Raw genomic sequence first — 18,885 nt, 5'->3', positions numbered from 1 at the left:
GCCGGATGGTTTCGAGGATCCCGATCTCGTCCTCCGGCTCCGTCTGGTTCGGCGGCGGGCTTGTCGCTACCCTGATGCGGTGCCGACGCCTTCGGCTTGAACCGCTCCTCCCACTCCTGCAGCGACATTTGCCGGACCGCGCCGGGCTACGCATCGGACGGCGGACTGTGGTCAGTCGGATGACCAACAATTCCGCAATAAGCGGCGCAGCCTTCTTCATCGTTGTTTGGATGATGATCCTTGCGCCAAACAGCGAGCAAAACGCCGTCGACGCGATGTTTAAATGCCGAGTTCTCAATCCTCAGCCGGGGGCTCTCTACAGCTGCATGAATTATCAGGGGTTCAAGATCACGGAACCTGGCCAGCAGGACGTGACCGAAGTGACCAACTACGTCACTATGTTTGGCTGGGAACACGGGTGGCTAAAGCGAACGCTGGACACTCTGCGCGGGTGGATGAAATAACCCTTCATTCGACTAAGGCCACAAGCTAGCGACGCAGGCACAACGCCAGAATGAAGGCCGCGGCGAGCAGCATGGCGACTAGTCCCCAGTTAATCCGATAGATCATCGATCGTCTGCCGACATATCCGCGCCATTGCCTGGACAACCGCCAAGGCTGCCATTGTGCGTTTCGTCCTGCCTCCGTTTCGATAGTGCAGCGTGACGAAACGATAGAACATTTCCAAGGCCTTCCAATCGGCCAATATTAGCTTGAATCGGAACCGCTCGGTTGTCCGGTTACGTTGCGTTTAGCTCTGCCATGTAAGGAATTCGGAAGCCGGAGGCCGCACGCTAATGTTGGACAACTACGAGGTCGACGGGTTTGGCGTGATCCACCAGATCGACTTCACACCGATCAAGTACGACAAGCAATACATTTCCTATTACGAGGACCTGAGTGACCGGACCATCAAGCTCGGATATCAGCGACTTGGCTGGGTGCTGGGAATCACCGGCCAAATTCCTCGGTCCGTGCTGGAGATTGGATATGGCACGGGCACATTCGTCGAAGCCGCGAAAATAACCGGGGTCGCCGACTGCGCCGGCTGCGACATCGCCAGGTTTCCGCTACCCAAGGGCGTCCGCTTTGTCGATTGGGATGAGGCTCTCGCCAGCTCGTGGGATCTCGTCGCCATGTTCGACGTGCTTGAGCACATCCCGGACCTGGGTTTCCTCGCCCGCCTTCAGGCCCGCTACCTGGCCGTCGCCGTCCCTTATTGCCGCTGGCGCGAGCTCGGCACCCCCGGCGACGCGTGGTTCCGAACGTGGCGTATGCGTCTCCCCAACGAGCACCTGCACCATTTCGACCGTGACTCGCTGGTGGCACTCCTCGCACACAGCGGCTTCCAGTGCGTGACGCTGAACTGCTTCGAGGACGGGATTAGACTGCGGCCCGGCGAAGTGGGTCCGAATATTCTGTCCGGCTTCTTTAGAAAGTCATAGGCCAGTTTCCCCGCGGGCTCGACCAAGCGATAACGCTCGCGCTGTTTTCCCGCCCCAAAGCCGACTTGGTCTTTCTCGTCCGGATTTGATCCTGACTTCGATGGTTGGCGAATGCCAACGAGGACAATCGCCACGACATGGGGCGCGACTTAGAGGTCTGGAATGCGCAACCGCGGACGTCTCAAAACTGACCTCAACGGCCGACATCAGGCGCGGAACTGCCGGGCCGGGACTCGCTGTCGCCAACCCGCGCCTTGGCCCACTGATCGATCGCCGCCTTGTACACCATCAGTCGCGCTCGGCAGTGACTGGATACTAGAGTCGGACTCCAAGAACCAAATTCAAACTGCTGATTCTGTTCGATATTCTAAGCGACGACTTGCCTGTTCGCTCGTGTGAGCAAACTGTACACCCCGGAAACAGCAGCATGACGAGAGCAGTCGCCTACTATCGGGGTCTCGACCCAGCGGCAAGGACGTTCAGGCTTGGGCATCGATGCACAGCGTACTGCCGTGACTCGCTTTGCCGAAGCCGAGGGCATTGCAATCATCCAGGAGTCACCGAGATCGAATCCGGAAATGGAGCCGACGCTCGGTTTGGCGCTCCGACAGGTTGAACGTTGCATTGAGGGCCGAACCAGGTCGAAAGCATGCTCCGGGCTTTCGCCGTCCGCCGTTGAATCCGTGAGTGGGCCGACCGTGTTAAGCTGTTCGAACCCCGAGCCGAGCCGATCGTGCGCCTCGGACTACATTGGAGGGCGGAACCAAACGGTGTGTGGTCTCCACTTCCAAGGGGCTCACACCCCGCCGACGGAGGATGCGATATTGGCACCCAAAACGAATTGAAACTTTGAGCCCCGTGGTGCGTTGGGCGATACCCAGAGCATGCCGTCGTGCGCTTGGATGATTGAACGACAGATCGATAGGCCCATTCCCATCCCGCGAGATTTGGTGGTGAAGAGCGGATCGAATATCCTCTGGAGGTCCTGCGGGTCGATCCCCATGCCAGTGTCAGCCACCGAAATCACTACACCCCCATCGTCGTGAGGATTTGAACTAACGGCGAGATCGCGTGGACCATCCACAGTGGTCATTGCCTCAATCGCATTCGTGATCAGATTGAGGAGCACCTGCTGCACCTGAATTCGATCTCCCATCACCCGCAGCGGCCGCGCGCTTCGCTCAACCTTGACCAATATCCGGTGACTTTTCAGATCGTCCTGAAGCAAAGCGATGGCTTCATCAATGAGTTTGTCGACGTCGAACGAAGCTCTGACGCGGTCATCCTTCCGGAAGGTCGCCCGGATGCTCTCGATCACCGCGGCCGCGCGATGCCCGTCAGCTGCGATCTTCGTAAACTCCGTTCTCGCCTTATCTAGATCGGGAACCGCGCGATCGAGCCAGCGTAAACCGGTGTCGGATCTCGTTATCATAGCAGCAAGGGGCTGCTTGACCTCGTGTGCAATCGTGGCGGCAACGGCGTCGCCGGTCATCAGTCGGGCATCGCGCTCGCGGCTTTGCGCATCAATAGCGCGCTGCAGCCTCATGCGCTCTTGATCCAGCATGGTGTTCGAACGAGCGAGGCCGTCATACAGTCGTGCCATCTCTGCAACCAATACCACCATTACGATGGTGGCTGTCACAAGCTGATAAAAATGGCCGGCATACCACGTAAGATTGTAGCGAGCGCTCAAGACGGAGCCCAAGCTTACTTCAAGCAGGAGCGCGCACAAAGCGACGGCGAGCCACAGGTCGAGCAAGGACCGCTGGCGCAGCCATAGCAACGAAAGTGCAATGCCGCCCAGCGCCAGGACCACCATCCCGCCGATGATGCGACGAAACAGACCGACAGGATGAACGTCTACATAGGTTAGTGGCAGCAGATCGTTATGCTGCGTAACGAACCAGAACAACCCAATGACGAGGGCAAGAACGCCCGCGACGCTCAAGCTGATGGCATGTCGCGTGAAGCGAACGTCCGCCACACGATCCGTGTTTTTGAGCAGGGCATAGCCGATGATGGCAATGGGCAGCCCTGAATGCCAAAACCAGTAGAGCCAAACGGCGGATTGCATTCCCGAGCCCAGGACGCCGGTGGGCGTGAACGCACCCGGGAAAGTCAGCGCATGTGCAACCACGATCAGGGCACTGAACAGGTAGCCGCTCGCAATCACCAGAAGTGCCCACTGGCGCAAAATAGAGAACTGAGCAAACAGAAAAGCTGCGGTGACGCAGTCGCTGACAAATAGGGCGGCGGCAAGAGTCGGTACAATCGCGTTGATTTCCGGCAGCTTGATGGCCGCAAACGGCAATGTGCCGAGAAGGATGACGAGCAGGGCCAGCAGGAAAGCGCGCGCCGTGCGGCGCTGACCGGGAGTTGGGGGACGGACACAGACAATCGCCGTAGACAATGACATGGATGACCCCATTAGGGGCGTTGCCGCCGCGCGCACATGGTCGCGCGCCCAGTCCAAGGGGGCGCACGAGGGCAGAGTCTTTGTTGCCCAAACGCACTCGTTTGCAATTGCACACTGCGCTCCAATTGCAAGGAACACCATAGCTACTATTCAGAACGGCAGCGGCTTGGCGGACTGTTCCGCCACCATGTATTCGGCGTACCAGTCGGGCCAGTTCTCGTCCCTCAGTGCGCCGGTTCGCTTCTCGTGTTCGCCATGCGCGACCGCCGCACGCCACAACGCGGCTCTAAGCTCATGCGACGAGTTGACATGTCGGCGTCCACGCGACCGGGCGACCGCGCGTGGTAGTCTCCTGTGATAGCTAGGCGACGAATGGCACGGTCCATCCCGATGATCTCCATCGCCACATCGAGGCGCTAACGCGATCGCTCGAGACTGGTCAGCCAATCCCCTTTGAGACGCGGCTTCGACGCTTGGACGGCGTGTATCGCTGGTTCCAGTTTCGAGGCAATCCGGCTCGGGACCGCGAGGGACGAATTGCCCGTTGGTACTGCCTTATGACTGTCGTTGACGACAGAAGGCGCGAAGAGGACGCGCTAGAGCCATCGCGGCCGTCTTTGGGCGGAGGCGAATAGGGATATTGAGAATGGGAGGTATCGAAGGTTGACAAGCCAGCCCGTAGGGATCGGGCCTTTTGCGAGCTTGCCGGCCGCTCAGGACTCCTCAGACTTTGAGAGCCTTTTCGATACAGTCGATCAACGCCTCCGTTTTGAACGGCTTTCGGAGCAGGCATGTTGCGCCGCTTGCTGCCGCCTGATCGTCGATGCCTAGGTTTGAACGTGCGGTGACCATAACCACCGGCACACCGCGCCGCCGCCCTGTGAGCAGCCGGGCAAGATCAAGTCCGCTCATGCCAGGCATGTGAATGTCAACAATGACGCAGCTATAGGACGCGCCCGCTTCCCAGGCGATGAAGTCCTCCGCGGATGCAAATCCGCATGCCCCATATTCGAGCGAAATAAGGCTATCTACGAGAGCCATGCGGAATGATTCGTCATCATCGACTACCGCGATTAGGAACTCTCTTGACACATCGTCCTGTCCACGGATTTGAGCTAAGGGGAATAGCAGGATCGCCATTTCTGGCATGTGATGCCGCTATAAGCAACCTATACGGGAGTGTTACTCCGCGCCTACGGCCGGCGCCTGGGGTTGATCACGTCCGCGATCCGGACCAGGTCCGCCAAGGTCCTCGCGCCCATCTTCCGCATGGCCGCGCCACGATGAATTTTGGCGGTGATCTCGCTGATTCCGAGGTCGCCGGCCACCTGCTTGTTCATCTTTCCGTCTGTGACCAGTAGCATTACCTGCTTCTGTCGTGCCGACAGTGTTTCAAATCGCTCCCGCACTTTCGAAACATCATCATCGACGGCGCGCTGCTGCCGCCCGCGCTCTATGGCAGCGAACACGGCATCGAGCATGTCCTGATCCTTGAATGGCTTTGGGAGAAAGTCCACTGCACCGCGCTTCATGGCGCGAACTGACATGGGAATGTCGCCATATCCGGTCATCATCACGACCGGCAGATGAACACCCGTCCGTGACAGCTGCGCCTGAAAATCGAGCCCATTCATGTCAGGCAAACGGATATCGATGATAAGACAGCCCGGAGAATCCGGAACGGGCGTGTCGAGGAAATCCTGTGCGGTTGCATAAGTCCGCGTTTCGAGCCCTATCGAAAGGAACAGGTCCTGCAACGCTTCTCGCATCGACGCGTCATCGTCGACCACGTGAACAATGGATTTCTCGTCCGAGGGGAGCGGCATCGCTAAGCATGCCAGAACTCTGAGCGTGCATCAAACGAAAGTGTGACGGAGTCGATTCATTCTTTTAGGTGGAGCGTCGCTTCCCGGCCCCGGGCTTCCGACCGCCGTGACGGCGCCAGCAACGATCTGCGCCACCCGCGCGGGATTTATTCTTGAGTTGCCTGAGGCCAAGGTTCGCCCGCGTAAAAACCTCAAGAACACTCAAGGTTTGCATTGATGCTCTCGCAGCGAGTTTGCGTCATGGCGCGACAGAAAGCGGCGATCTGTATTATCCAATTCATACTTTGATATGAGCATGCCCTTCCGAGCGTTGGATAGCCAAGCCGGCACAGAAACTTAGGATACCAGCACTTGAAGAGGGCTAATGAGTCACTAGTGAACTGCAACTCGGCGTTGCGGCAGCTCTGCGGCCAGGGGCTGCAACTTCGTCAACCTTTGATCCACCCGCCAGGTTGCCGAACGCCGAACTAAGGAGCCTCGCAGTGGATAACCTTTCCGAACCTACGTGGCGAAACGTCCTCGCGAATAGGCCCGCCGCCAGCGCTCTCGGCCTTGCTCCCAAGGCAGCCAAACGCACCTCCGACGCCCGGTCAGGCGCAACTCCGGGAAACAACGCGATTCCTCCCTTACGCATCAACCTTTCAGAAGGGACCCTTGTAGATTTGCGTCGGCGCCTGGCGGCGACCCGCTCGCCCCGGGGGGAGGCTGTCAACAACTTTTCGCAAGGCATGCAGTTGGCGAAAACTGCTGACGCTAGGCCATCTATGTCGCAAGACAAACCGGTCGTGTTCGTGGTCGACGACGACCGATCCGTCCGCGAATCCCTGGAATCGCTCATCCACTCTGCGGGCTGGTGCCCGAAAGTTTTCGAGTGCGCTCTGGCATTCTTCTCTCTCCCGCGACCTAGTGTTCCGAACTGCTTGATCCTGGACGTCAATCTTCCGGATATCAGCGGGCTTGATTTGCAAAGTCTAGTCTCTGTCGAGCGGATGGATACGCCAATAGTCTTCGTCACGGCATTTGGCGATGTGGCTATGACCGTTAAGGCGATGAAAGCAGGCGCTGTTGAGTTCCTTATGAAACCATTCCACACCGAAGTGCTGTTGGCCGCCGTCGAGGAGGCGCTGAAGCGCAGCAGAACCGCGCTCGAGTTCGATTTGGAGGTGCGTGCTCTGCAAGATCGCCACGAATCGCTGAGTTGCCGCGAGCAGGAGGTCATGGCGCTGGTCGTCTCCGGGTTGCTGAACAAGCAGGTCGCATTTGAGCTGGGCATCAGCGAGATCACAGTGAAGGCCCACAGGGGCAGGGTAATGCGCAAGATGGAAGCGAAATCTCTTCCCGACCTAGTGAACATGGCCGCGAGGCTCGGCCTCGCGCACTGACCAGCCGTCGGCCAGGAGGCCGCTAGGAAAGAAGCTGGCGATTGGGCTGATTTGAGCGAGCCGGCGATTGTCGCCAGCGGCAACGATCGGCAACCGCTCGGTCAGAAGTCAGGATTTCCTTGCTGCGAATTAGCCTTCTACGGGAGCGCTGCACAGACCCAGAACGGCGATGTGACATTGTGCGCGCGTCGCCACCCTGAGATTAGCAGTGAGCTAGGAGGGCGTACCGGGGCTCGTTCAGCATTTTGCTTGGCGACCGATGCTAAAGTATCGACGATACCATCGTGTAATAGATTTGTGGCCATCTTCGGTCGGATAACAATCACTCCGGAGTCACTCCGGCCAACCCAAGTCATCAAGTGACCACTTCCCCGTCGTCGAACGGATGATTGCTCAACCCAGGGAAAGGAGCTCGTTATGAATATCAAAGCTATCTGTCTCGGCGCATTTGCTTTTTCCGCTGTAGGCGGCCCCGCATTCGCCGGCGCACTCGATGTCGTGGACAACCTCCGGCCGTACTATACCGACAGTAGCATGACCACGTTGAAGTCGTTGCCGGAACTCAAGGTCGCCTTGATGGCCACGCCGATGGCCCAGCGCATGATGATTATGAGAGAATGCCAGGATTCGGCTCAGAGCAAGCCTTATGCGGAGTTCTGTGCCAACGTGAATGCGCTGGCCGGAATGAAATAGCCGGCCCTGAACCTCCCCAATCAGGAATAAAGCCTGCCTCTAGGCTCTAGGTGCATAGATGATGGCGAGCACCGCTCGCCATCATCCTTCAACAGCAGCCGAGTAGTGCCATTAAGCGAGGTCGATCTCGCTCTTATGGATTGTGGACCGGATCTGCCGCGGCTTGGCCCGGATATAGACCAAGTTCCCGCCAGGCAGCGTGTCGAACTGGCGGCGACCGATGTCGGCCGAGAACTCTCCCGTCCCTCCCCCGGGAATGCGGCTCCGGCCGGCATCGGTCCATTAATGTTCCCTCGAAATCTGAGAATGTCCAAGCTTCAGTTGCCGTCATGGCGCGGCTCCGTAGAGAAGGTTGGATCCCGGCGCTTCGGTAGGGCCGGCAGTGGAATTTATCGCTCGTTTGCTCTGAAGCGGCATCGGGCATCGGCAAAGGGCACAAAAGTCACTGCAGGTCATGGACCTGCCGATCCCATACGGAGCACTCGTCTGGCACACTGATGCCAAAGTATTGTCAACACCATCGTACAATAGATTGAAATCCAAAATTGATCTTATCTGTCTGCTGCACCCGAATAAGCAGATTGTGGACAGGAGTTCGCATCATGATACTGTGGTCTCTCATCACGCAGCCGGCGTCAGCCCTTCGCGAATTCGTAGCACCTCGCTACCGGCCCGAGCTCCACTACATGCGCGGCCCCGGTCCAGCCTACGCGCGCCGCGCGGTGATGGTCGGGGCGAGAAGCTGTGTAGTCGACTGTAACCTCTGGCCGCTCTGCCGTTGTCATATCAGCTGCGTCATTGACGACCGGACCAAGCCCGCACCCGGCGGCGTGTTCGCAGGCATGACGCTGCTGGCCGTGGTCGCCGCCGCACTAGTCACCGCTGCACTGGTCGGCGTATGGGTGTTCCTCATGACATCCGATGCGATGGCGCATGACGCGTTGCCAACCGCTGCGCAGCCGCAGGGGTGGTCCTATCCCTTCTCCTGTTGCTCCGGCTACGATTGCCGAGAAGTCGCTGATAATGCGATCGGAGAGCGGCCTGAAGGCTACGTCATCAAGGGGACGGGCGAACTGATCACTTACGCAGACAGCCGCATCAAGGACAGTCCCGATGGCATATTTCATTGGTGTTCGATGGCCGGCGCGAATGACGGGCACACCGTCTGCCTTTTTGTACCGCCGCGTGGATTCTGATTTCGCAACGAATCCCCCCGATCCAATTGCGTGCTATAAAGGATCCGAAGGACCTGTCGCGTGCCGCCGCCGACGTCGCGCCGGGCGCCAGGGAAACGCTCAATGTCTGGCGCAACGGCAAGGCCATGCAGATTTCCGCTGCTGTCGGACGCAACAGCGATGATGCGAAGACCGCCTCGGCAGAAGGCAATGGCGGCAAGTCCCCTCGCCCAAGATTCCTGTTGCCCGCCGGGATATCGTCGAGAACACTGGCCGCGGTCGATTTCGACCCGCAGCAACGGATCGTGTCGATGGTAACCCGCGGCTTCTTTTCAGGACGAAAGCCCCCGACGGATGCGGATGGACGCATTCCGCCCGGACAGTATCTCGAGCAAGGCTTCCCCGTGCTGTCAGCCGGGCCGACGCCGCGCGTGCGCACCGAGGACTGGTCGTTCACGCTCAAGCACGGACCGCGGCCGCTCAAGAAATGGACCTGGGCCGAGTTCAACGCGCTGCCGCTGAGCAGGATGACGCGTGACATCCATTGCGTGACGGCATGGAGCAAGTTCGACACGTCATGGCAAGGCGTGCTGATCGACGATATCCTTGCCGATGCCGGCATCGCGCCGCCGACCGCCTTCACGCTGGCACATTCGTTCGACGGCTACGCCACCAATGTGCCGGCGAAGGACCTTGTCGCCGGCAAGGCGATGGTGGCGCTGCTCTATGAAGGCAAACCAATCACGCCGGACCATGGCGGACCGGCGCGGCTGCTGGTGCCGCATCTCTATTTCTGGAAGTCGGCCAAATGGCTGAACGGGCTGCAGTTCACCGAGCACGACGAGCCGGGCTTCTGGGAATTGCGCGGCTATCACATCTATGGCGACCCGTGGCGCGAGCAGCGCTACACGGACGATCCATGAGCGAGGCAGCGGCGACGCAATCACCCTGGCAGATGGCGAAGATCATTCGCATCGAAAAGCGCACGCCGCGCGTCACCAGTTTCTTCTTCAAGCTGTCGCGACCCTTTGCCCATCAGGCCGGGCAACATGTCGATGTCAGGCTGACAGCGCCGGACGGCTATCAGGCGCGCCGCTCCTATTCGATCGCCTCCGCACCCGAGAGCGGCGGGACGGTCGAGGTGGCGATCGAACGGCTCGAAGACGGCGAGGTCTCGCCCTTCTTCCACGAGGTGGCAGCGGTCGGCGACGAAATCGAGCTGCGCGGTCCGCTCGGCGGCCACTTCGTCTGGTCCGACAGCGATGGCGGGCCGATCATCCTGGTCGGAGGCGGTTCCGGCGTGGTGCCGCTGATGGCGATGGTGCGCCACCGCACGGCGCGCAAATCCTCCGTGCCGGTCGCGTTGGTGTTTTCGGCGCGGATCTGGGACGAGGTGATCTTTCGCGACGAGCTGATCAAGCTCGACGACCGCCGCGACGGCTTCGAACTGGTGCTGACGCTGACGCGCGAGCCGGCTCAGCGCCCCGATGACTATTCGCGGCGGATCGACGCCCAGATGATGATGCAATCCATGTCGCGGCTGCCCGAGCCGCCGAAGCTTGCCATCGTCTGCGGCTGGAACGCCTTCGTCTCGGCCGCCGCCGAGGCGCTGATCGACGCCGACGTCCCGGCCGGCCTCATCCGCACCGAGCGCTACGGGGTGTGAGCGGCTTGTCTATCAGGCTTCGATCTCGAGCGCCGACAGCGGTTTCGAGCAGCAGGCGAGGATAAAGCCGTCATCGATCTCGTGATCGAGGATGCCGCCATTGTGGGTCATCTCCACCTGCCGGAGACCTTTTTCACCTTGCAGGTTCCGCACAGGCCAAATTCGCAGGCCGCGGGAATCCTGACCCCGAAGCGCGCGCCGTCTGCAGCACGGTCTGCCCGGCAACGCATCCGGCGTCGACATCCGAAAGCGCAACCACAAGCCACAGCCCGCCCCTGCCGCCGACTAACCCCGGCGGGCGGGTATCGGCCATCGGCCGCCTGGCCGCGGCGCCCCCACCCTTGGCTACAGACGGCTGGAACGCAGAGTCAGCTACGCCACGGTTCACCTTCGGGAGCGCCTCGGCGGAGTTTGTCGGGAAGCAATTCCCCTTGGGGAGTGAACTCAAGCGATCCTGAATTTATGCAAAAACGCTCCCCGGCCGGCGGGGGGCCGTCTGGGAAGACGTGGCCTTGGTGCGCGCCACAACGGGCGCAAACGATTTCCGTTCTGACCATGCCGTAGCTGGTGTCGCGGATGTCACGCAGATGTTCTTCAGCGAAGGGCGCGGTAAAGCTCGGCCAGCCGGTGCCACTTTCAAATTTGGCGCCGCCTTTGAACAACGGCAGTCCGCACAAGCGGCAGGTATATACCCCCTCCCGCTTCTCAGTGAGAAAGACACCGCAGAACGGCGCTTCCTCGCCATGCTCGAGTAGCAAATGTCGCTCTTTGTCGCTGAGGTCTGCCGCCAACTCCCGCAACTGTTCCTGGGTGGGGGGTGTCAAATCGAATTGCACTTCGATGATATCGTTCATCGTCGATCGCCTCACAGCTCAGCCGCGACGGCTGGACACCCGCAAAGGCGGCGGGGCCGGGCCGACGCGACATCCAGACGTCACATTGTTGCATCATGACGATGCTCACTACCTAGATCGCCGTTATTGACTTGGACGGCGCCACTTTGGCGCCGCCCAATCACTCGATCGCTATTCTGAGTTCATTGGTGAACAGCTCCGGCTTTCGCGGTCTCCGCCGGGCAGACTTGACCGGGTTCAGAGGAGCTTGGTCGCAACGTTGATGTTGCCGTGCGTCGCCTTGGAGTACGGACAAATGCTGTGTGCCGCACCGAGCAGCTCGCGCGCAACCTGAGGGTCGACGCCCGGCACGCTGACGTTGAGGCGCGCCCGCAGGAAGTAGGAGCCGGCGTCTGAGTTCAAATCGATCTCTGCATCGACCGCGGTACCCGCCGGAAGCTTGATGTTTCTCTGGGAGGCTGCGACCTCGAGCGCTCCCATGTAGCAGGCCGACCAGGCGGCACCGAACAGGTTTTCGGCGGCCGGGTGCGGCTGCTTCAGCTTGATGTCCAGCTGGCCGTCGCTGCTGCGGGCTCCGCCATCGCGACCGCTAGTATTGTGGGTCTTGCCAGTGAAGAGAAGTTTCTCAGTCATATCGAAATCCTTTCTCCTATCGTTCCAGCATGCCGATGAACGGACCCCCTGCCCGGCACATGGTGCTGCGCGGCCCGGCGCCCCAGCCAGTATCGGTCGGCTTGCCCTGTCGAAGATAGCTCGTCGCCTTCCTCAGGATGAATGGCTCCGCATTTATGGGAGTCCTTGTCATGGCGTAGTCTCCTGTCCGGCGCTCTAACGCCGGATGATTCGAGGTTTGACACCCCGGAGACTACGCCAACTCCCAAATGCAACCACTCCCGCGACGGCACCGTTTCCGGGGCATTAGCGGAAAGCCGGTCTCCCTATTTTGCAGGAGGCACAGTGAACGGTACCGTCACAGATTGTCCGGCGAAGACGTTGTGGTTAGCGTCGACCAACTCGATCTTCACCTTGTGATCGCCGGGCGAAAACCCTGCAATGTCGACAGTATTGGTGTTACCCGAATCCGCCCACAAGAATTCGTGGTCGTTGACGGTTATATGCAGATGCCCGATGCGTGGAGATGCCTTGAGGGCGCCCTCCCCAAACACCGGCACGATGTGCACGTTCTCCGTCCGGTACTGGGCCTGAAAGAGGCCCTGGGCCAGTGGGCCCGGAAGTGGTGGATCCACTATCAGTTTGGGTGCGGGTTCGTTCTCGATTGTTTCGAACGGTGAAGCGCCGCGGACGTCCCTCGCGCTCTGGGCGAAGGCGCTCGTAGCGAGCACGGCTCCTGTCGCAACTGCGGCAAGCGTCGTGATGAGTAGGGTCATGGCATTGTGCCGAAACCGGCGCAATTCGGTCAGTTCCGACTCGGGAACCTTGACGCAGAAGGGGCGGATTGAGTCGCCGACCCCGGCGTGAGCCGTGGTGGCATGAAGTTCGCACCGCGTGGGCGATAGTGATGCTGCTAACATGACGTCCTCCTATCTCTATCCGATCATTCGGATGTGAGACAAGGATCGACCGTCGGCAACATTAGCTCTATTGCACTATGGTATCGGCAATACCTTTGGATTGGTTCGCTCGCAAATCAACTTTCAGAAACTCAAGAGAAATTGCGGGATTTACAATCCATAACTACATGATTTACATCGCCGAAACCAATGGAGCGACTGCGGTGTTGCCCTACCGCGTTCGCGCCGTCCCGAGCACCCCTCGCGGCTCCAATCACTGGAATGAGATCGAAGTGATAGCCAGACCGTCACATTGGTATTTGGCGACGCGGCCGAGCTGGTGAGAAGCGCTGGCTCGAAGGCGCTCGCCAACTGGGGAAAACGCCGCAGGAGAAGTCTCCGATAGCAGCCATTCGGGCGGCGGGATACTGCGCAATCTGGCACGGCCAAAAGAGCTGTAAAAGGCGTTGCCATTCTGGCACGCGGCGTAGAGCCTCAAGAGACCCGCAGGGGACTTTCGGGCGATCCCGAAGTCGCAAATGGCCGATACATTGAAGCTGCCGTAAATGGGATCCTGATTGACTGTCTTTACCTACCCAACGGCAACCCGGCGCCCGGTCCCAAGTTCGACCATAAGCTGCCCTGGTGAGCGCTTTACTGCCCATGCAGCTGAACTGCTTGCCTACGGGGTGCCGGTGGTCCTGGCCGGCGACCATAACGTCATGCCGACCGATCTTGATGCTCATAAACCCGAGCGCTGGGTCGACGATGCGCTTCTTCGTCCAGAGGTGCGCGAAGCCTTTCGGCAACTGGTTGACCATGGTTGGATCGACGCATTGCGCGAACGCCATCCGGGCGAAAGGATTTACACGTTCTGGGATTATTTCAGGAACGCCTATTCCCGAGATGCGGGCTTAGGATCGATCCCCTCCTCCTCAGGCCCTCAATTGCCGGACGATTGCGCGGCGCCAATGTAGATCGTCACGTCAGCGGTTGGGAAAAGACGAGCGACCACGCCCCAACCTGGATCGACCTCGGCAATAGGCAAGGTTAGAAAACTCGCGGGCCGACCTCGCTAGGGTCAAAGCCCGACCTCCGGCGTGTTACTTGCTGGTCATGGCTCTCGTCCATCGAAAGCGACGAAATAGAGGTCGTGCTGCCGGCGGGTGATAGCTGACCGCAATGCACGAAAGTCTGACAGGCCAGCCTCATTGAGTACGATGATTTCGCCGTCGATGATGGCGCTTTCGACACCAAGCAGTTTTGCCGCTGCGGTCAGGTCGCGATATTTTGCCTTCCAATCGAGACCCCGGCGCGTGAAAATGCGAACGCCCTCGTCGTCAATCACGATCTGCGAGCGGTAGCCGTCGAACTTGACCTCGTGGATCCAGTCGCCTCCCTCGGGCGGCTTCTCGACCAGGGTCGGCAGTAACGGCTCGATAAACTCCAGCCGGTCCCCGGCGCGCTTACTCATCGGAACGCCCCACGCAAAACTCGAATTTGATTCAATAGCGGAGAGCCGTTTCCGTTCCGTTAGCTCTTGCTGAAATGCCAAGCGGAACATTCGTTCGTACTCGCTGTTCTGTCGGCAGGAGGAACGAACTCTGGCAGCCAAGCCCCGTCCGCGGTAACATGGGACAGAGGGACATTCTCCAACCCCAGCAAGGGAGGTCCGCCATGAAAGTCAAAGACGCAATGCATAAGGGTGTCGACTGGGTCAGCCCCGAAATCGCTGTAACCGAACTGGCGAAAATGATGCGAGCCCAGGATATCGGGTCGATTCCCATCGGAGAGAACGACCGACTGATCGGAATGGTGACCGACCGCGATATTGTCTGCAAAGGACTGGCGGAGGATGGTTTCGACAGCCGCACCGCAACGGCGCGCGATGTCATGACGGCCGGCATTCACTGCTGCCGCGAAGACGACGATCTGGCCAAGGCCGTACGGCACATGGAAGAACTGAAAATCCGCAGGTTGCCGGTGATCAACAAGAATATGCGGATGGTCGGCATCCTTAGCGTCGGCGACGTCAGTCAGTCGGCACCGACGGAACTGGTGTCCGAATACGTCAAGAAGGTTTCCGCCCATCACCACTGAAGGGCGGCTCGCCCGTGCCCTTTTGAAGACCTTCACTCTGCCGCCGCGCTGGCCACAGCGCGGCGGCAGAAATGTCCCTCAGGCGGAACAAAAAGCCCGCCGGCCGAAGCCAGCGCGAGGGTCTACTGGAGTCGCCAGAGTGTGGGACGTCAGATTGCAAACGGCCCGATCCTGGCTTTTGTTTCAGTGAACATAACGGGATTCTGCTAGTGCTCTGTCCCCGCGCTAATTAATTGTTTCTGGCATGACGCAGCCCCATGTCGCGAACCCTGATTGTCGTTGGTCTCATCATAGTTGCGGTGGGCCTATTGTGGCCGTGGTTGTCACGGATCGGCCTTGGCCGACTGCCTGGTGATATCGTGATCGAGCGTGAGAACTTCACGTTCTATGTTCCGATCGCCACCGGGATCCTGATCAGCATCGTGCTCTCGATTATTCTGTGGCTGGTCAACCGGTAGCGGGAGAACTCGGGGAAGACAGCCGCCCCCGCTCGGGGTCTTTCTCAGGATCGATGTGCAGGATTATCTTGGCGGCCTCTCGTCACTCCGGATCGGCTGTCGAGCTGCCTTAGAGGCTGATGGCTGAATGAAAAACCTCGCCGCTCCATTCGCGAAGCGGCGAGGCCCCATCGCCCCAATGCCGGTCCCAACACCCGGCGTAGCTGACCATGCAATCGCGGTGCCAAGGCGTATTGACCCATTACAGGACGCCTACGTGCCCCGGCTTAGGCGGCATCGGCTAAGATTAGTCCGGCGGGAAATCGTGCGCTGCTTTCGGCAGCCGTGCGGATGGCGTTGCGGTCTTCCGCCTTGCATGGTGGCAAGAAGCCGGCAGCGATCAGGTATTCAGCGACCGCGACCTCGTCGACGTCGATCAGCAGCGGCCGGCGCCCATTGCGCTGGCGCTCCCGATATCGACGCATGCGATCGGCCGCTGACATGCGATCAGCCTTCGGAACCGCTCGACAGGCCGAGATCTGATGCCATGCGCTGCGCCCGCGCGGTCTGGGCATCGATCTGGCGGCTTGTAGTGAGAGCGAGGGCTTGGTCGCTCCTCCACGCCGGGTTTTTCTTCAGTTGGGCAATGGCGTAACTGTAAATCTTCCGAGTGTCCGCTATCCGGCTGCGCAGCGTCACGAGGTCGGCCAGCGCATCGATTTCTGCGATCGAAACTGGCCGGCCGGCAGCATTTCGCTGCTCTGCAATGCGCCTGAACGCTGCCTTTTCAGCCCGCGTCAGCCATCTCGGGATAGGTGGAATGCCGGAAACCTGCGGGTTAGAGGCTGGTGAGGTTGTGGTCATCTATCGTGAAATCCCTATTCAGGCCGAAATATTCGATCGGGGGAAAAAAATTCTGCGCGTAAGCCCTCGGCGGTTCCGGCGCCCGTTTCGATTTTGGGTTGTCGACACGCCCCCCTTTATTGGTGTGAGCGGCCAATACGTCGCAGGAACCAAAGCGATCTGCAGGGGTTGGTCCATTGAAGGGACTGCTGCAACCTCGAATGCGGAACAATGCTTGATTTTTTTAACTTGGAACGGGCTGAGGCCAGGCTGCGCATCAAACGAGCTGAGACCTCTCTCAAACGCGCGAATAGGTTGCTGGACCAGGACTGCGGCGCCGTCGTCGGTGTCGCGTTGTGCGATAGCATACGGTCTGCGCAACGGCGTCTGGTCAAGGCCAAAGAGCGGCTGACGAAGATCGATCCCGCCGGCACGGGCTGAATCATCCGGCTCGTTTACCGAGCAATAGGCCGCTATCATGCCCGCCTCCGCATCGGCACGATGTGCGGGGGATTGTTCGGCTGCTCCATATGCCGCTCGCGCCACATCCGCTTGGCAAGGCCAGGAAGGGCGCTGATCACCTTTCGCGCTCGGCCGGCTCTCGCGCCGGCCAGATACCGCTCCGCTGCCTCTTTCAGCGCCTGGCGATCGTCGGCAAGCCGTCTGGATAGAAAGCCGGCCTCGACCCACCTCTCGGCCAGGTCGACGTCGTCCACCTCAACCGACAGCACGACCTTGCCGGCGGCTCGGCGAGCACGATAGCGGCGCATTTTGTCGCTCATTCGTCGCGGCCTTCGGGCGAGCGCCGCTCATCGTGCGCGGCCTGGTGCTCGCCTAGGAACCGCTCGTCCGGCATCTGCTCGACGGCTTCGGCGAGGCTGGCCAGCGATTGCTCGATCCAGACGGCGGCGCTGCGGTAGGCGGATTCAGCCATGCATGGACTCGCGGGCTTTCTTCAGCGCCTCGATTAAGGCGTCGACGCCGGCCTTGCTGAAAATGGCGATGCGATATTCGCTGCCGTCGCCCGAGTCCTTTTGCGAAATGGCGAGGCTGTCGTCATCGACCTCGACGATAATCGCGTCTTGCTGCGGTAGGGCTTCGATACGGTCGCTCATGCCGCGCTGTCTCCTGGCCGACTGCCGCGATAGGTCTGGCGCGTCATCTCGGCGTCGACGGCCGACCAGAAGGCGCCGAGTTGCTCGTCCTGTTCTTGATCAGGGATGCCGACGCGGGTCATGTGCCCGAGCAGCGCGGTCGTCACTTGGTCTCGGTAGGAATCGGCGTGGCGGTCGGTCGACTTGTCGAGCATCTTGCGGGCGACGTCGCGCACCTTGCCTACCCGGCGGACCAGAGGGAAGACGATCACGTTGCAGGCGGCAGGCTCAATGTTCATCGATCCCTCCCGAGATATAGATAGTAGTGACGTTTCCGCTACCAGCGCTGTAGTAACGTTTTCCGCACTGGCTTTTGGCTCTATTGGTTGCGATTTCGGCACTGGCTTTGGTGGCGAAAACCGCACTGGCAAAAAATCCGGTCATGCCGCTTTTCTCCCCTGCAAGGCCCTTTGTTCTGCCCGCAGTTCCGCACTCCTTTTCAGCTTTATGCTCAGTGCCGACGACCGCGCTTGCAGGCCAGCAATCGCGGCATCTATCCGCCTTTGAGCGTCTTCCTGGTCCACAACCTTTGCCCACTCGTCAGTAACCCTCACCTTGGGACCGTGCGCATAGGTGAGGCGATATTTCGTAGGGAAGCGATGCTCGGCCTTGGAGGCTCGGCCCCGCTCGATGCATTCGACAAAGCCAAGGGCTTCGACACGGGCGATGCATTCGGCGATAGCGGCACGACGAACACCCCACTCCTCAAAGTCGGAGAAGGTGACCGGGAGAACGTCGGTCGTTCCCGCGTGCGCCATGTGCTCTTCCTCGAGCCGTTCGAGCAGCAGCTTGTCGTTTCCGCGTAGCGCCTTCCATGCTGGCGAAAGGCGCATCTCTCGCTTGTGCGCCATGAACTGCGCAGCGATCTTTCCAGGCTTGGGAGGGCTCATGCCGCGCGGGCCCGCATCAGCGTCACTTGGCGAATGGCAACAATCGCCTGATGACTCGTGAGGCCGAATCGCTGGCGCAGCGCCGGCACGATCGGCCGCTCACAAGTGCGGAAGTTCTCGAAATACCAAGCGGCCGCCTCGTCGACGATGGCACTTGTCTCGTGCTCCGGCGGCGAGAGGTCGGCGGCGCTCATGCGGCTTCCTCGCCGAGGAAGAAAGCCCGCAGCTTGCCGCGCTCGGCTACCCATTGATTACCCACCTTCTTGGCAGGCAAGAGACCCGTTTCGAGCATGTGAAAGGTCTGGCGGGGCTTCCGGTTGATCTCTTTTCCGATTTCGACGGCGCCCCAAACAAGGTCGATCGCCGGCTGTGCTGGATTGTTCATCTGTGTCCTTCGTACCGATAGGTGCGAGTTGCACCCACAATATACGATTTGATAGGCATAGGTGCAAGTTGCACCCTTGCATTTTTTGGGTGCAAGTTGCATCCATAG

General features: G+C 59.9%; 30 protein-coding genes and 2 pseudogenes. 11 read left to right on the top strand and 21 right to left on the bottom strand.

The genetic code is table 11. The annotated features are described in order from the left end of the window. The first annotated feature begins 179 nt into the window (after positions 1 to 179). Positions 180 to 464, top strand: coding sequence for a hypothetical protein (locus IHQ72_RS11200; RefSeq protein ID WP_258122482.1), 285 nt, complete (start codon positions 180 to 182; stop codon positions 462 to 464). Positions 465 to 797: 333 nt separating this feature from the next. Then, positions 798 to 1,445, top strand: a complete 648-nt coding sequence (locus IHQ72_RS11195; protein WP_258122481.1) for a class I SAM-dependent methyltransferase — start codon at positions 798 to 800, stop codon at positions 1,443 to 1,445. 796 nt (positions 1,446 to 2,241) lie between these two features. On the opposite strand, the gene IHQ72_RS11185 is transcribed toward IHQ72_RS11195, so the two are convergent. Continuing rightward, a complete protein-coding gene (locus IHQ72_RS11185; RefSeq protein ID WP_258122480.1) occupies positions 2,242 to 3,861 on the bottom strand; it encodes a sensor histidine kinase in 1,620 nt (539 codons plus the stop codon). A gap of 150 nt (positions 3,862 to 4,011) precedes the next feature. Further along, positions 4,012 to 4,140, bottom strand: coding sequence for a hypothetical protein (locus tag IHQ72_RS11180; RefSeq protein ID WP_374120345.1), 129 nt, complete (start codon positions 4,138 to 4,140; stop codon positions 4,012 to 4,014). 128 nt (positions 4,141 to 4,268) lie between these two features. Here IHQ72_RS11180 and IHQ72_RS37055 point away from each other — a divergent pair, with 128 nt between their 5' ends. Next, the gene (locus IHQ72_RS37055) at positions 4,269 to 4,496 is read left to right on the top strand and encodes a PAS domain-containing protein (RefSeq protein ID WP_374120392.1); all 228 of its coding nucleotides are present in this window, start codon (positions 4,269 to 4,271) and stop codon (positions 4,494 to 4,496) included. Between the two features lie 88 nt (positions 4,497 to 4,584). On the opposite strand, the gene IHQ72_RS11175 is transcribed toward IHQ72_RS37055, so the two are convergent. Both IHQ72_RS11175 and IHQ72_RS11170 read right to left on the bottom strand, forming a co-directional pair. Further along, entirely contained in the window at positions 4,585 to 5,010 is a 426-nt protein-coding gene (locus IHQ72_RS11175; protein WP_258122479.1) for a response regulator transcription factor, read from the bottom strand. A gap of 44 nt (positions 5,011 to 5,054) precedes the next feature. Next, positions 5,055 to 5,687, bottom strand: coding sequence for a response regulator transcription factor (locus tag IHQ72_RS11170; RefSeq protein ID WP_258122478.1), 633 nt, complete (start codon positions 5,685 to 5,687; stop codon positions 5,055 to 5,057). 482 nt (positions 5,688 to 6,169) lie between these two features. Between IHQ72_RS11170 and IHQ72_RS11165 the strand changes: the two genes are divergently transcribed. The 5 genes from IHQ72_RS11165 to IHQ72_RS11145 all read left to right on the top strand — a co-directional run bounded on the left by IHQ72_RS11165 (position 6,170) and on the right by IHQ72_RS11145 (position 10,603). Then, the gene (locus tag IHQ72_RS11165) at positions 6,170 to 7,069 is read left to right on the top strand and encodes a response regulator transcription factor (RefSeq protein WP_309508820.1); all 900 of its coding nucleotides are present in this window, start codon (positions 6,170 to 6,172) and stop codon (positions 7,067 to 7,069) included. Between the two features lie 417 nt (positions 7,070 to 7,486). After that, positions 7,487 to 7,762, top strand: coding sequence for a hypothetical protein (locus IHQ72_RS11160; protein ID WP_258122477.1), 276 nt, complete (start codon positions 7,487 to 7,489; stop codon positions 7,760 to 7,762). An 842-nt stretch (positions 7,763 to 8,604) separates the two neighbouring features. Beyond that, positions 8,605 to 8,958 (top strand): hypothetical protein, encoded by a 354-nt coding sequence (locus IHQ72_RS11155; protein WP_374120391.1) that lies wholly within the window; start codon positions 8,605 to 8,607, stop codon positions 8,956 to 8,958. A 290-nt stretch (positions 8,959 to 9,248) separates the two neighbouring features. After that, a complete protein-coding gene (locus IHQ72_RS11150) occupies positions 9,249 to 9,860 on the top strand; it encodes a sulfite oxidase-like oxidoreductase (protein ID WP_258123801.1) in 612 nt (203 codons plus the stop codon). Continuing rightward, positions 9,857 to 10,603 (top strand): ferredoxin reductase, encoded by a 747-nt coding sequence (locus IHQ72_RS11145; protein WP_258122476.1) that lies wholly within the window; start codon positions 9,857 to 9,859, stop codon positions 10,601 to 10,603. Before IHQ72_RS11150 ends, IHQ72_RS11145 begins: the two co-directional genes overlap by 4 nt. 12 nt (positions 10,604 to 10,615) lie before the next feature. Here the strand turns inward: IHQ72_RS11145 and IHQ72_RS11140 are convergent. The 5 genes and pseudogenes from IHQ72_RS11140 to IHQ72_RS11120 form a co-directional block, all read right to left on the bottom strand. Next, positions 10,616 to 10,856, bottom strand: a pseudogene (locus tag IHQ72_RS11140) (2Fe-2S iron-sulfur cluster-binding protein); the annotation flags it as partial. 115 nt (positions 10,857 to 10,971) lie between these two features. Next, positions 10,972 to 11,457: a peptide-methionine (R)-S-oxide reductase MsrB gene (gene msrB / locus IHQ72_RS11135; RefSeq protein ID WP_258122475.1), complete on the bottom strand. Its 486-nt coding sequence runs from the start codon at positions 11,455 to 11,457 to the stop codon at positions 10,972 to 10,974. Between the two features lie 237 nt (positions 11,458 to 11,694). Further along, positions 11,695 to 12,090, bottom strand: a complete 396-nt coding sequence (locus tag IHQ72_RS11130; protein WP_127205040.1) for an Ohr family peroxiredoxin — start codon at positions 12,088 to 12,090, stop codon at positions 11,695 to 11,697. A 16-nt stretch (positions 12,091 to 12,106) separates the two neighbouring features. Further along, positions 12,107 to 12,262, bottom strand: a complete 156-nt coding sequence (locus IHQ72_RS11125) for a hypothetical protein (protein WP_258122470.1) — start codon at positions 12,260 to 12,262, stop codon at positions 12,107 to 12,109. Between the two features lie 133 nt (positions 12,263 to 12,395). After that, on the bottom strand, positions 12,396 to 12,989 hold the full coding sequence (locus IHQ72_RS11120) for a DUF6130 family protein (RefSeq protein WP_258122469.1): 594 nt from the start codon (positions 12,987 to 12,989) through the stop codon (positions 12,396 to 12,398). Positions 12,990 to 13,286: 297 nt separating this feature from the next. On the opposite strand from IHQ72_RS11120, the pseudogene IHQ72_RS11115 reads away from it, so the two are divergent. Beyond that, positions 13,287 to 14,022 (top strand): annotated as a pseudogene (locus IHQ72_RS11115) (exodeoxyribonuclease III). Positions 14,023 to 14,082: 60 nt separating this feature from the next. On the opposite strand, the gene IHQ72_RS11110 reads toward IHQ72_RS11115, so the two are convergent. After that, positions 14,083 to 14,532, bottom strand: coding sequence for an ATP-dependent DNA ligase (locus tag IHQ72_RS11110; protein ID WP_258122468.1), 450 nt, complete (start codon positions 14,530 to 14,532; stop codon positions 14,083 to 14,085). A gap of 113 nt (positions 14,533 to 14,645) precedes the next feature. Between IHQ72_RS11110 and IHQ72_RS11105 the strand changes: the two genes are divergently transcribed. After that, positions 14,646 to 15,068, top strand: a complete 423-nt coding sequence (locus IHQ72_RS11105) for a CBS domain-containing protein (protein ID WP_135934866.1) — start codon at positions 14,646 to 14,648, stop codon at positions 15,066 to 15,068. A gap of 257 nt (positions 15,069 to 15,325) precedes the next feature. Beyond that, on the top strand, positions 15,326 to 15,526 hold the full coding sequence (locus IHQ72_RS11100) for a DUF2905 domain-containing protein (RefSeq protein ID WP_135934865.1): 201 nt from the start codon (positions 15,326 to 15,328) through the stop codon (positions 15,524 to 15,526). Positions 15,527 to 15,792: 266 nt separating this feature from the next. Here the strand turns inward: IHQ72_RS11100 and IHQ72_RS11095 are convergent, their stop codons facing one another. Genes IHQ72_RS11095 through IHQ72_RS11045 form a run of 11 tightly spaced genes read right to left on the bottom strand, consistent with a single transcriptional unit; the run spans position 15,793 to position 18,777 of the window. Beyond that, positions 15,793 to 16,008 carry a hypothetical protein gene (locus tag IHQ72_RS11095; RefSeq protein ID WP_258122467.1) on the bottom strand — a complete coding sequence of 72 codons (216 nt, stop codon included), beginning with the start codon at positions 16,006 to 16,008 and terminating at the stop codon, positions 15,793 to 15,795. A gap of 4 nt (positions 16,009 to 16,012) precedes the next feature. After that, on the bottom strand, positions 16,013 to 16,369 hold the full coding sequence (locus IHQ72_RS11090) for a hypothetical protein (RefSeq protein WP_258122466.1): 357 nt from the start codon (positions 16,367 to 16,369) through the stop codon (positions 16,013 to 16,015). 18 nt (positions 16,370 to 16,387) lie between these two features. Next, a complete protein-coding gene (locus tag IHQ72_RS11085; RefSeq protein ID WP_258122465.1) occupies positions 16,388 to 16,828 on the bottom strand; it encodes a hypothetical protein in 441 nt (146 codons plus the stop codon). Continuing rightward, positions 16,825 to 17,130 (bottom strand): hypothetical protein, encoded by a 306-nt coding sequence (locus tag IHQ72_RS11080; protein ID WP_258122464.1) that lies wholly within the window; start codon positions 17,128 to 17,130, stop codon positions 16,825 to 16,827. Before IHQ72_RS11080 ends, IHQ72_RS11085 begins: the two co-directional genes overlap by 4 nt. Continuing rightward, entirely contained in the window at positions 17,127 to 17,282 is a 156-nt protein-coding gene (locus IHQ72_RS11075; protein WP_258122463.1) for a hypothetical protein, read from the bottom strand. Before IHQ72_RS11075 ends, IHQ72_RS11080 begins: the two co-directional genes overlap by 4 nt. Then, entirely contained in the window at positions 17,275 to 17,463 is a 189-nt protein-coding gene (locus IHQ72_RS11070) for an RNA-binding protein (protein ID WP_258122462.1), read from the bottom strand. Before IHQ72_RS11070 ends, IHQ72_RS11075 begins: the two co-directional genes overlap by 8 nt. Continuing rightward, the gene (locus IHQ72_RS11065) at positions 17,460 to 17,741 is read right to left on the bottom strand and encodes a DUF6074 family protein (protein ID WP_258122460.1); all 282 of its coding nucleotides are present in this window, start codon (positions 17,739 to 17,741) and stop codon (positions 17,460 to 17,462) included. The genes IHQ72_RS11070 and IHQ72_RS11065 overlap by 4 nt, the downstream gene beginning before the upstream one ends. Then, positions 17,731 to 17,886, bottom strand: coding sequence for a hypothetical protein (locus IHQ72_RS11060; protein ID WP_258122459.1), 156 nt, complete (start codon positions 17,884 to 17,886; stop codon positions 17,731 to 17,733). The genes IHQ72_RS11065 and IHQ72_RS11060 overlap by 11 nt, the downstream gene beginning before the upstream one ends. Next, positions 17,883 to 18,392 (bottom strand): hypothetical protein, encoded by a 510-nt coding sequence (locus tag IHQ72_RS11055; protein ID WP_258122458.1) that lies wholly within the window; start codon positions 18,390 to 18,392, stop codon positions 17,883 to 17,885. Before IHQ72_RS11055 ends, IHQ72_RS11060 begins: the two co-directional genes overlap by 4 nt. Then, on the bottom strand, positions 18,389 to 18,586 hold the full coding sequence (locus IHQ72_RS11050; protein WP_258122457.1) for a hypothetical protein: 198 nt from the start codon (positions 18,584 to 18,586) through the stop codon (positions 18,389 to 18,391). The genes IHQ72_RS11055 and IHQ72_RS11050 overlap by 4 nt, the downstream gene beginning before the upstream one ends. Next, positions 18,583 to 18,777, bottom strand: a complete 195-nt coding sequence (locus IHQ72_RS11045; protein WP_258122456.1) for a DNA-binding protein — start codon at positions 18,775 to 18,777, stop codon at positions 18,583 to 18,585. Before IHQ72_RS11045 ends, IHQ72_RS11050 begins: the two co-directional genes overlap by 4 nt. Between the last annotated feature and the right edge of the window lie 108 nt (positions 18,778 to 18,885).

Origin of the sequence: Mesorhizobium onobrychidis, from assembly GCF_024707545.1 — a bacterium.
Taxonomy (GTDB): Bacteria; Pseudomonadota; Alphaproteobacteria; order Rhizobiales; family Rhizobiaceae; genus Mesorhizobium; species Mesorhizobium onobrychidis.
This window is presented reverse-complemented; position numbering and strand designations above follow the sequence as displayed.

Coding starts and splice junctions, on each gene's coding strand:
- IHQ72_RS11065 (WP_258122460.1), bottom strand. CDS start 17,741: ATGAACATTGAGCCTGCCGCCTGCAACGTGATCGTCTTCCCTCTGGTC.
- IHQ72_RS11050 (WP_258122457.1), bottom strand. CDS start 18,586: ATGAGCGCCGCCGACCTCTCGCCGCCGGAGCACGAGACAAGTGCCATC.
- IHQ72_RS11145 (WP_258122476.1), top strand. CDS start 9,857: ATGAGCGAGGCAGCGGCGACGCAATCACCCTGGCAGATGGCGAAGATC.
- IHQ72_RS11195 (WP_258122481.1), top strand. CDS start 798: ATGTTGGACAACTACGAGGTCGACGGGTTTGGCGTGATCCACCAGATC.
- IHQ72_RS11070 (WP_258122462.1), bottom strand. CDS start 17,463: ATGAGCGACCGTATCGAAGCCCTACCGCAGCAAGACGCGATTATCGTC.
- IHQ72_RS11130 (WP_127205040.1), bottom strand. CDS start 12,090: ATGACTGAGAAACTTCTCTTCACTGGCAAGACCCACAATACTAGCGGT.
- IHQ72_RS11155 (WP_374120391.1), top strand. CDS start 8,605: ATGACGCTGCTGGCCGTGGTCGCCGCCGCACTAGTCACCGCTGCACTG.
- IHQ72_RS11090 (WP_258122466.1), bottom strand. CDS start 16,369: ATGACCACAACCTCACCAGCCTCTAACCCGCAGGTTTCCGGCATTCCA.
- IHQ72_RS11105 (WP_135934866.1), top strand. CDS start 14,646: ATGAAAGTCAAAGACGCAATGCATAAGGGTGTCGACTGGGTCAGCCCC.
- IHQ72_RS11045 (WP_258122456.1), bottom strand. CDS start 18,777: ATGAACAATCCAGCACAGCCGGCGATCGACCTTGTTTGGGGCGCCGTC.
- IHQ72_RS11175 (WP_258122479.1), bottom strand. CDS start 5,010: ATGCCAGAAATGGCGATCCTGCTATTCCCCTTAGCTCAAATCCGTGGA.
- IHQ72_RS11200 (WP_258122482.1), top strand. CDS start 180: ATGACCAACAATTCCGCAATAAGCGGCGCAGCCTTCTTCATCGTTGTT.
- IHQ72_RS11080 (WP_258122464.1), bottom strand. CDS start 17,130: ATGAGCGACAAAATGCGCCGCTATCGTGCTCGCCGAGCCGCCGGCAAG.
- IHQ72_RS11085 (WP_258122465.1), bottom strand. CDS start 16,828: ATGATAGCGGCCTATTGCTCGGTAAACGAGCCGGATGATTCAGCCCGT.
- IHQ72_RS11185 (WP_258122480.1), bottom strand. CDS start 3,861: ATGTCATTGTCTACGGCGATTGTCTGTGTCCGTCCCCCAACTCCCGGT.
- IHQ72_RS11100 (WP_135934865.1), top strand. CDS start 15,326: ATGTCGCGAACCCTGATTGTCGTTGGTCTCATCATAGTTGCGGTGGGC.
- IHQ72_RS11075 (WP_258122463.1), bottom strand. CDS start 17,282: ATGGCTGAATCCGCCTACCGCAGCGCCGCCGTCTGGATCGAGCAATCG.
- IHQ72_RS11055 (WP_258122458.1), bottom strand. CDS start 18,392: ATGAGCCCTCCCAAGCCTGGAAAGATCGCTGCGCAGTTCATGGCGCAC.
- IHQ72_RS11110 (WP_258122468.1), bottom strand. CDS start 14,532: ATGTTCCGCTTGGCATTTCAGCAAGAGCTAACGGAACGGAAACGGCTC.
- IHQ72_RS11170 (WP_258122478.1), bottom strand. CDS start 5,687: ATGCCGCTCCCCTCGGACGAGAAATCCATTGTTCACGTGGTCGACGAT.
- msrB (WP_258122475.1), bottom strand. CDS start 11,457: ATGAACGATATCATCGAAGTGCAATTCGATTTGACACCCCCCACCCAG.
- IHQ72_RS11150 (WP_258123801.1), top strand. CDS start 9,249: ATGGTAACCCGCGGCTTCTTTTCAGGACGAAAGCCCCCGACGGATGCG.
- IHQ72_RS11120 (WP_258122469.1), bottom strand. CDS start 12,989: ATGTTAGCAGCATCACTATCGCCCACGCGGTGCGAACTTCATGCCACC.
- IHQ72_RS11095 (WP_258122467.1), bottom strand. CDS start 16,008: ATGTCAGCGGCCGATCGCATGCGTCGATATCGGGAGCGCCAGCGCAAT.
- IHQ72_RS11125 (WP_258122470.1), bottom strand. CDS start 12,262: ATGACAAGGACTCCCATAAATGCGGAGCCATTCATCCTGAGGAAGGCG.
- IHQ72_RS11160 (WP_258122477.1), top strand. CDS start 7,487: ATGAATATCAAAGCTATCTGTCTCGGCGCATTTGCTTTTTCCGCTGTA.
- IHQ72_RS11060 (WP_258122459.1), bottom strand. CDS start 17,886: ATGACCGGATTTTTTGCCAGTGCGGTTTTCGCCACCAAAGCCAGTGCC.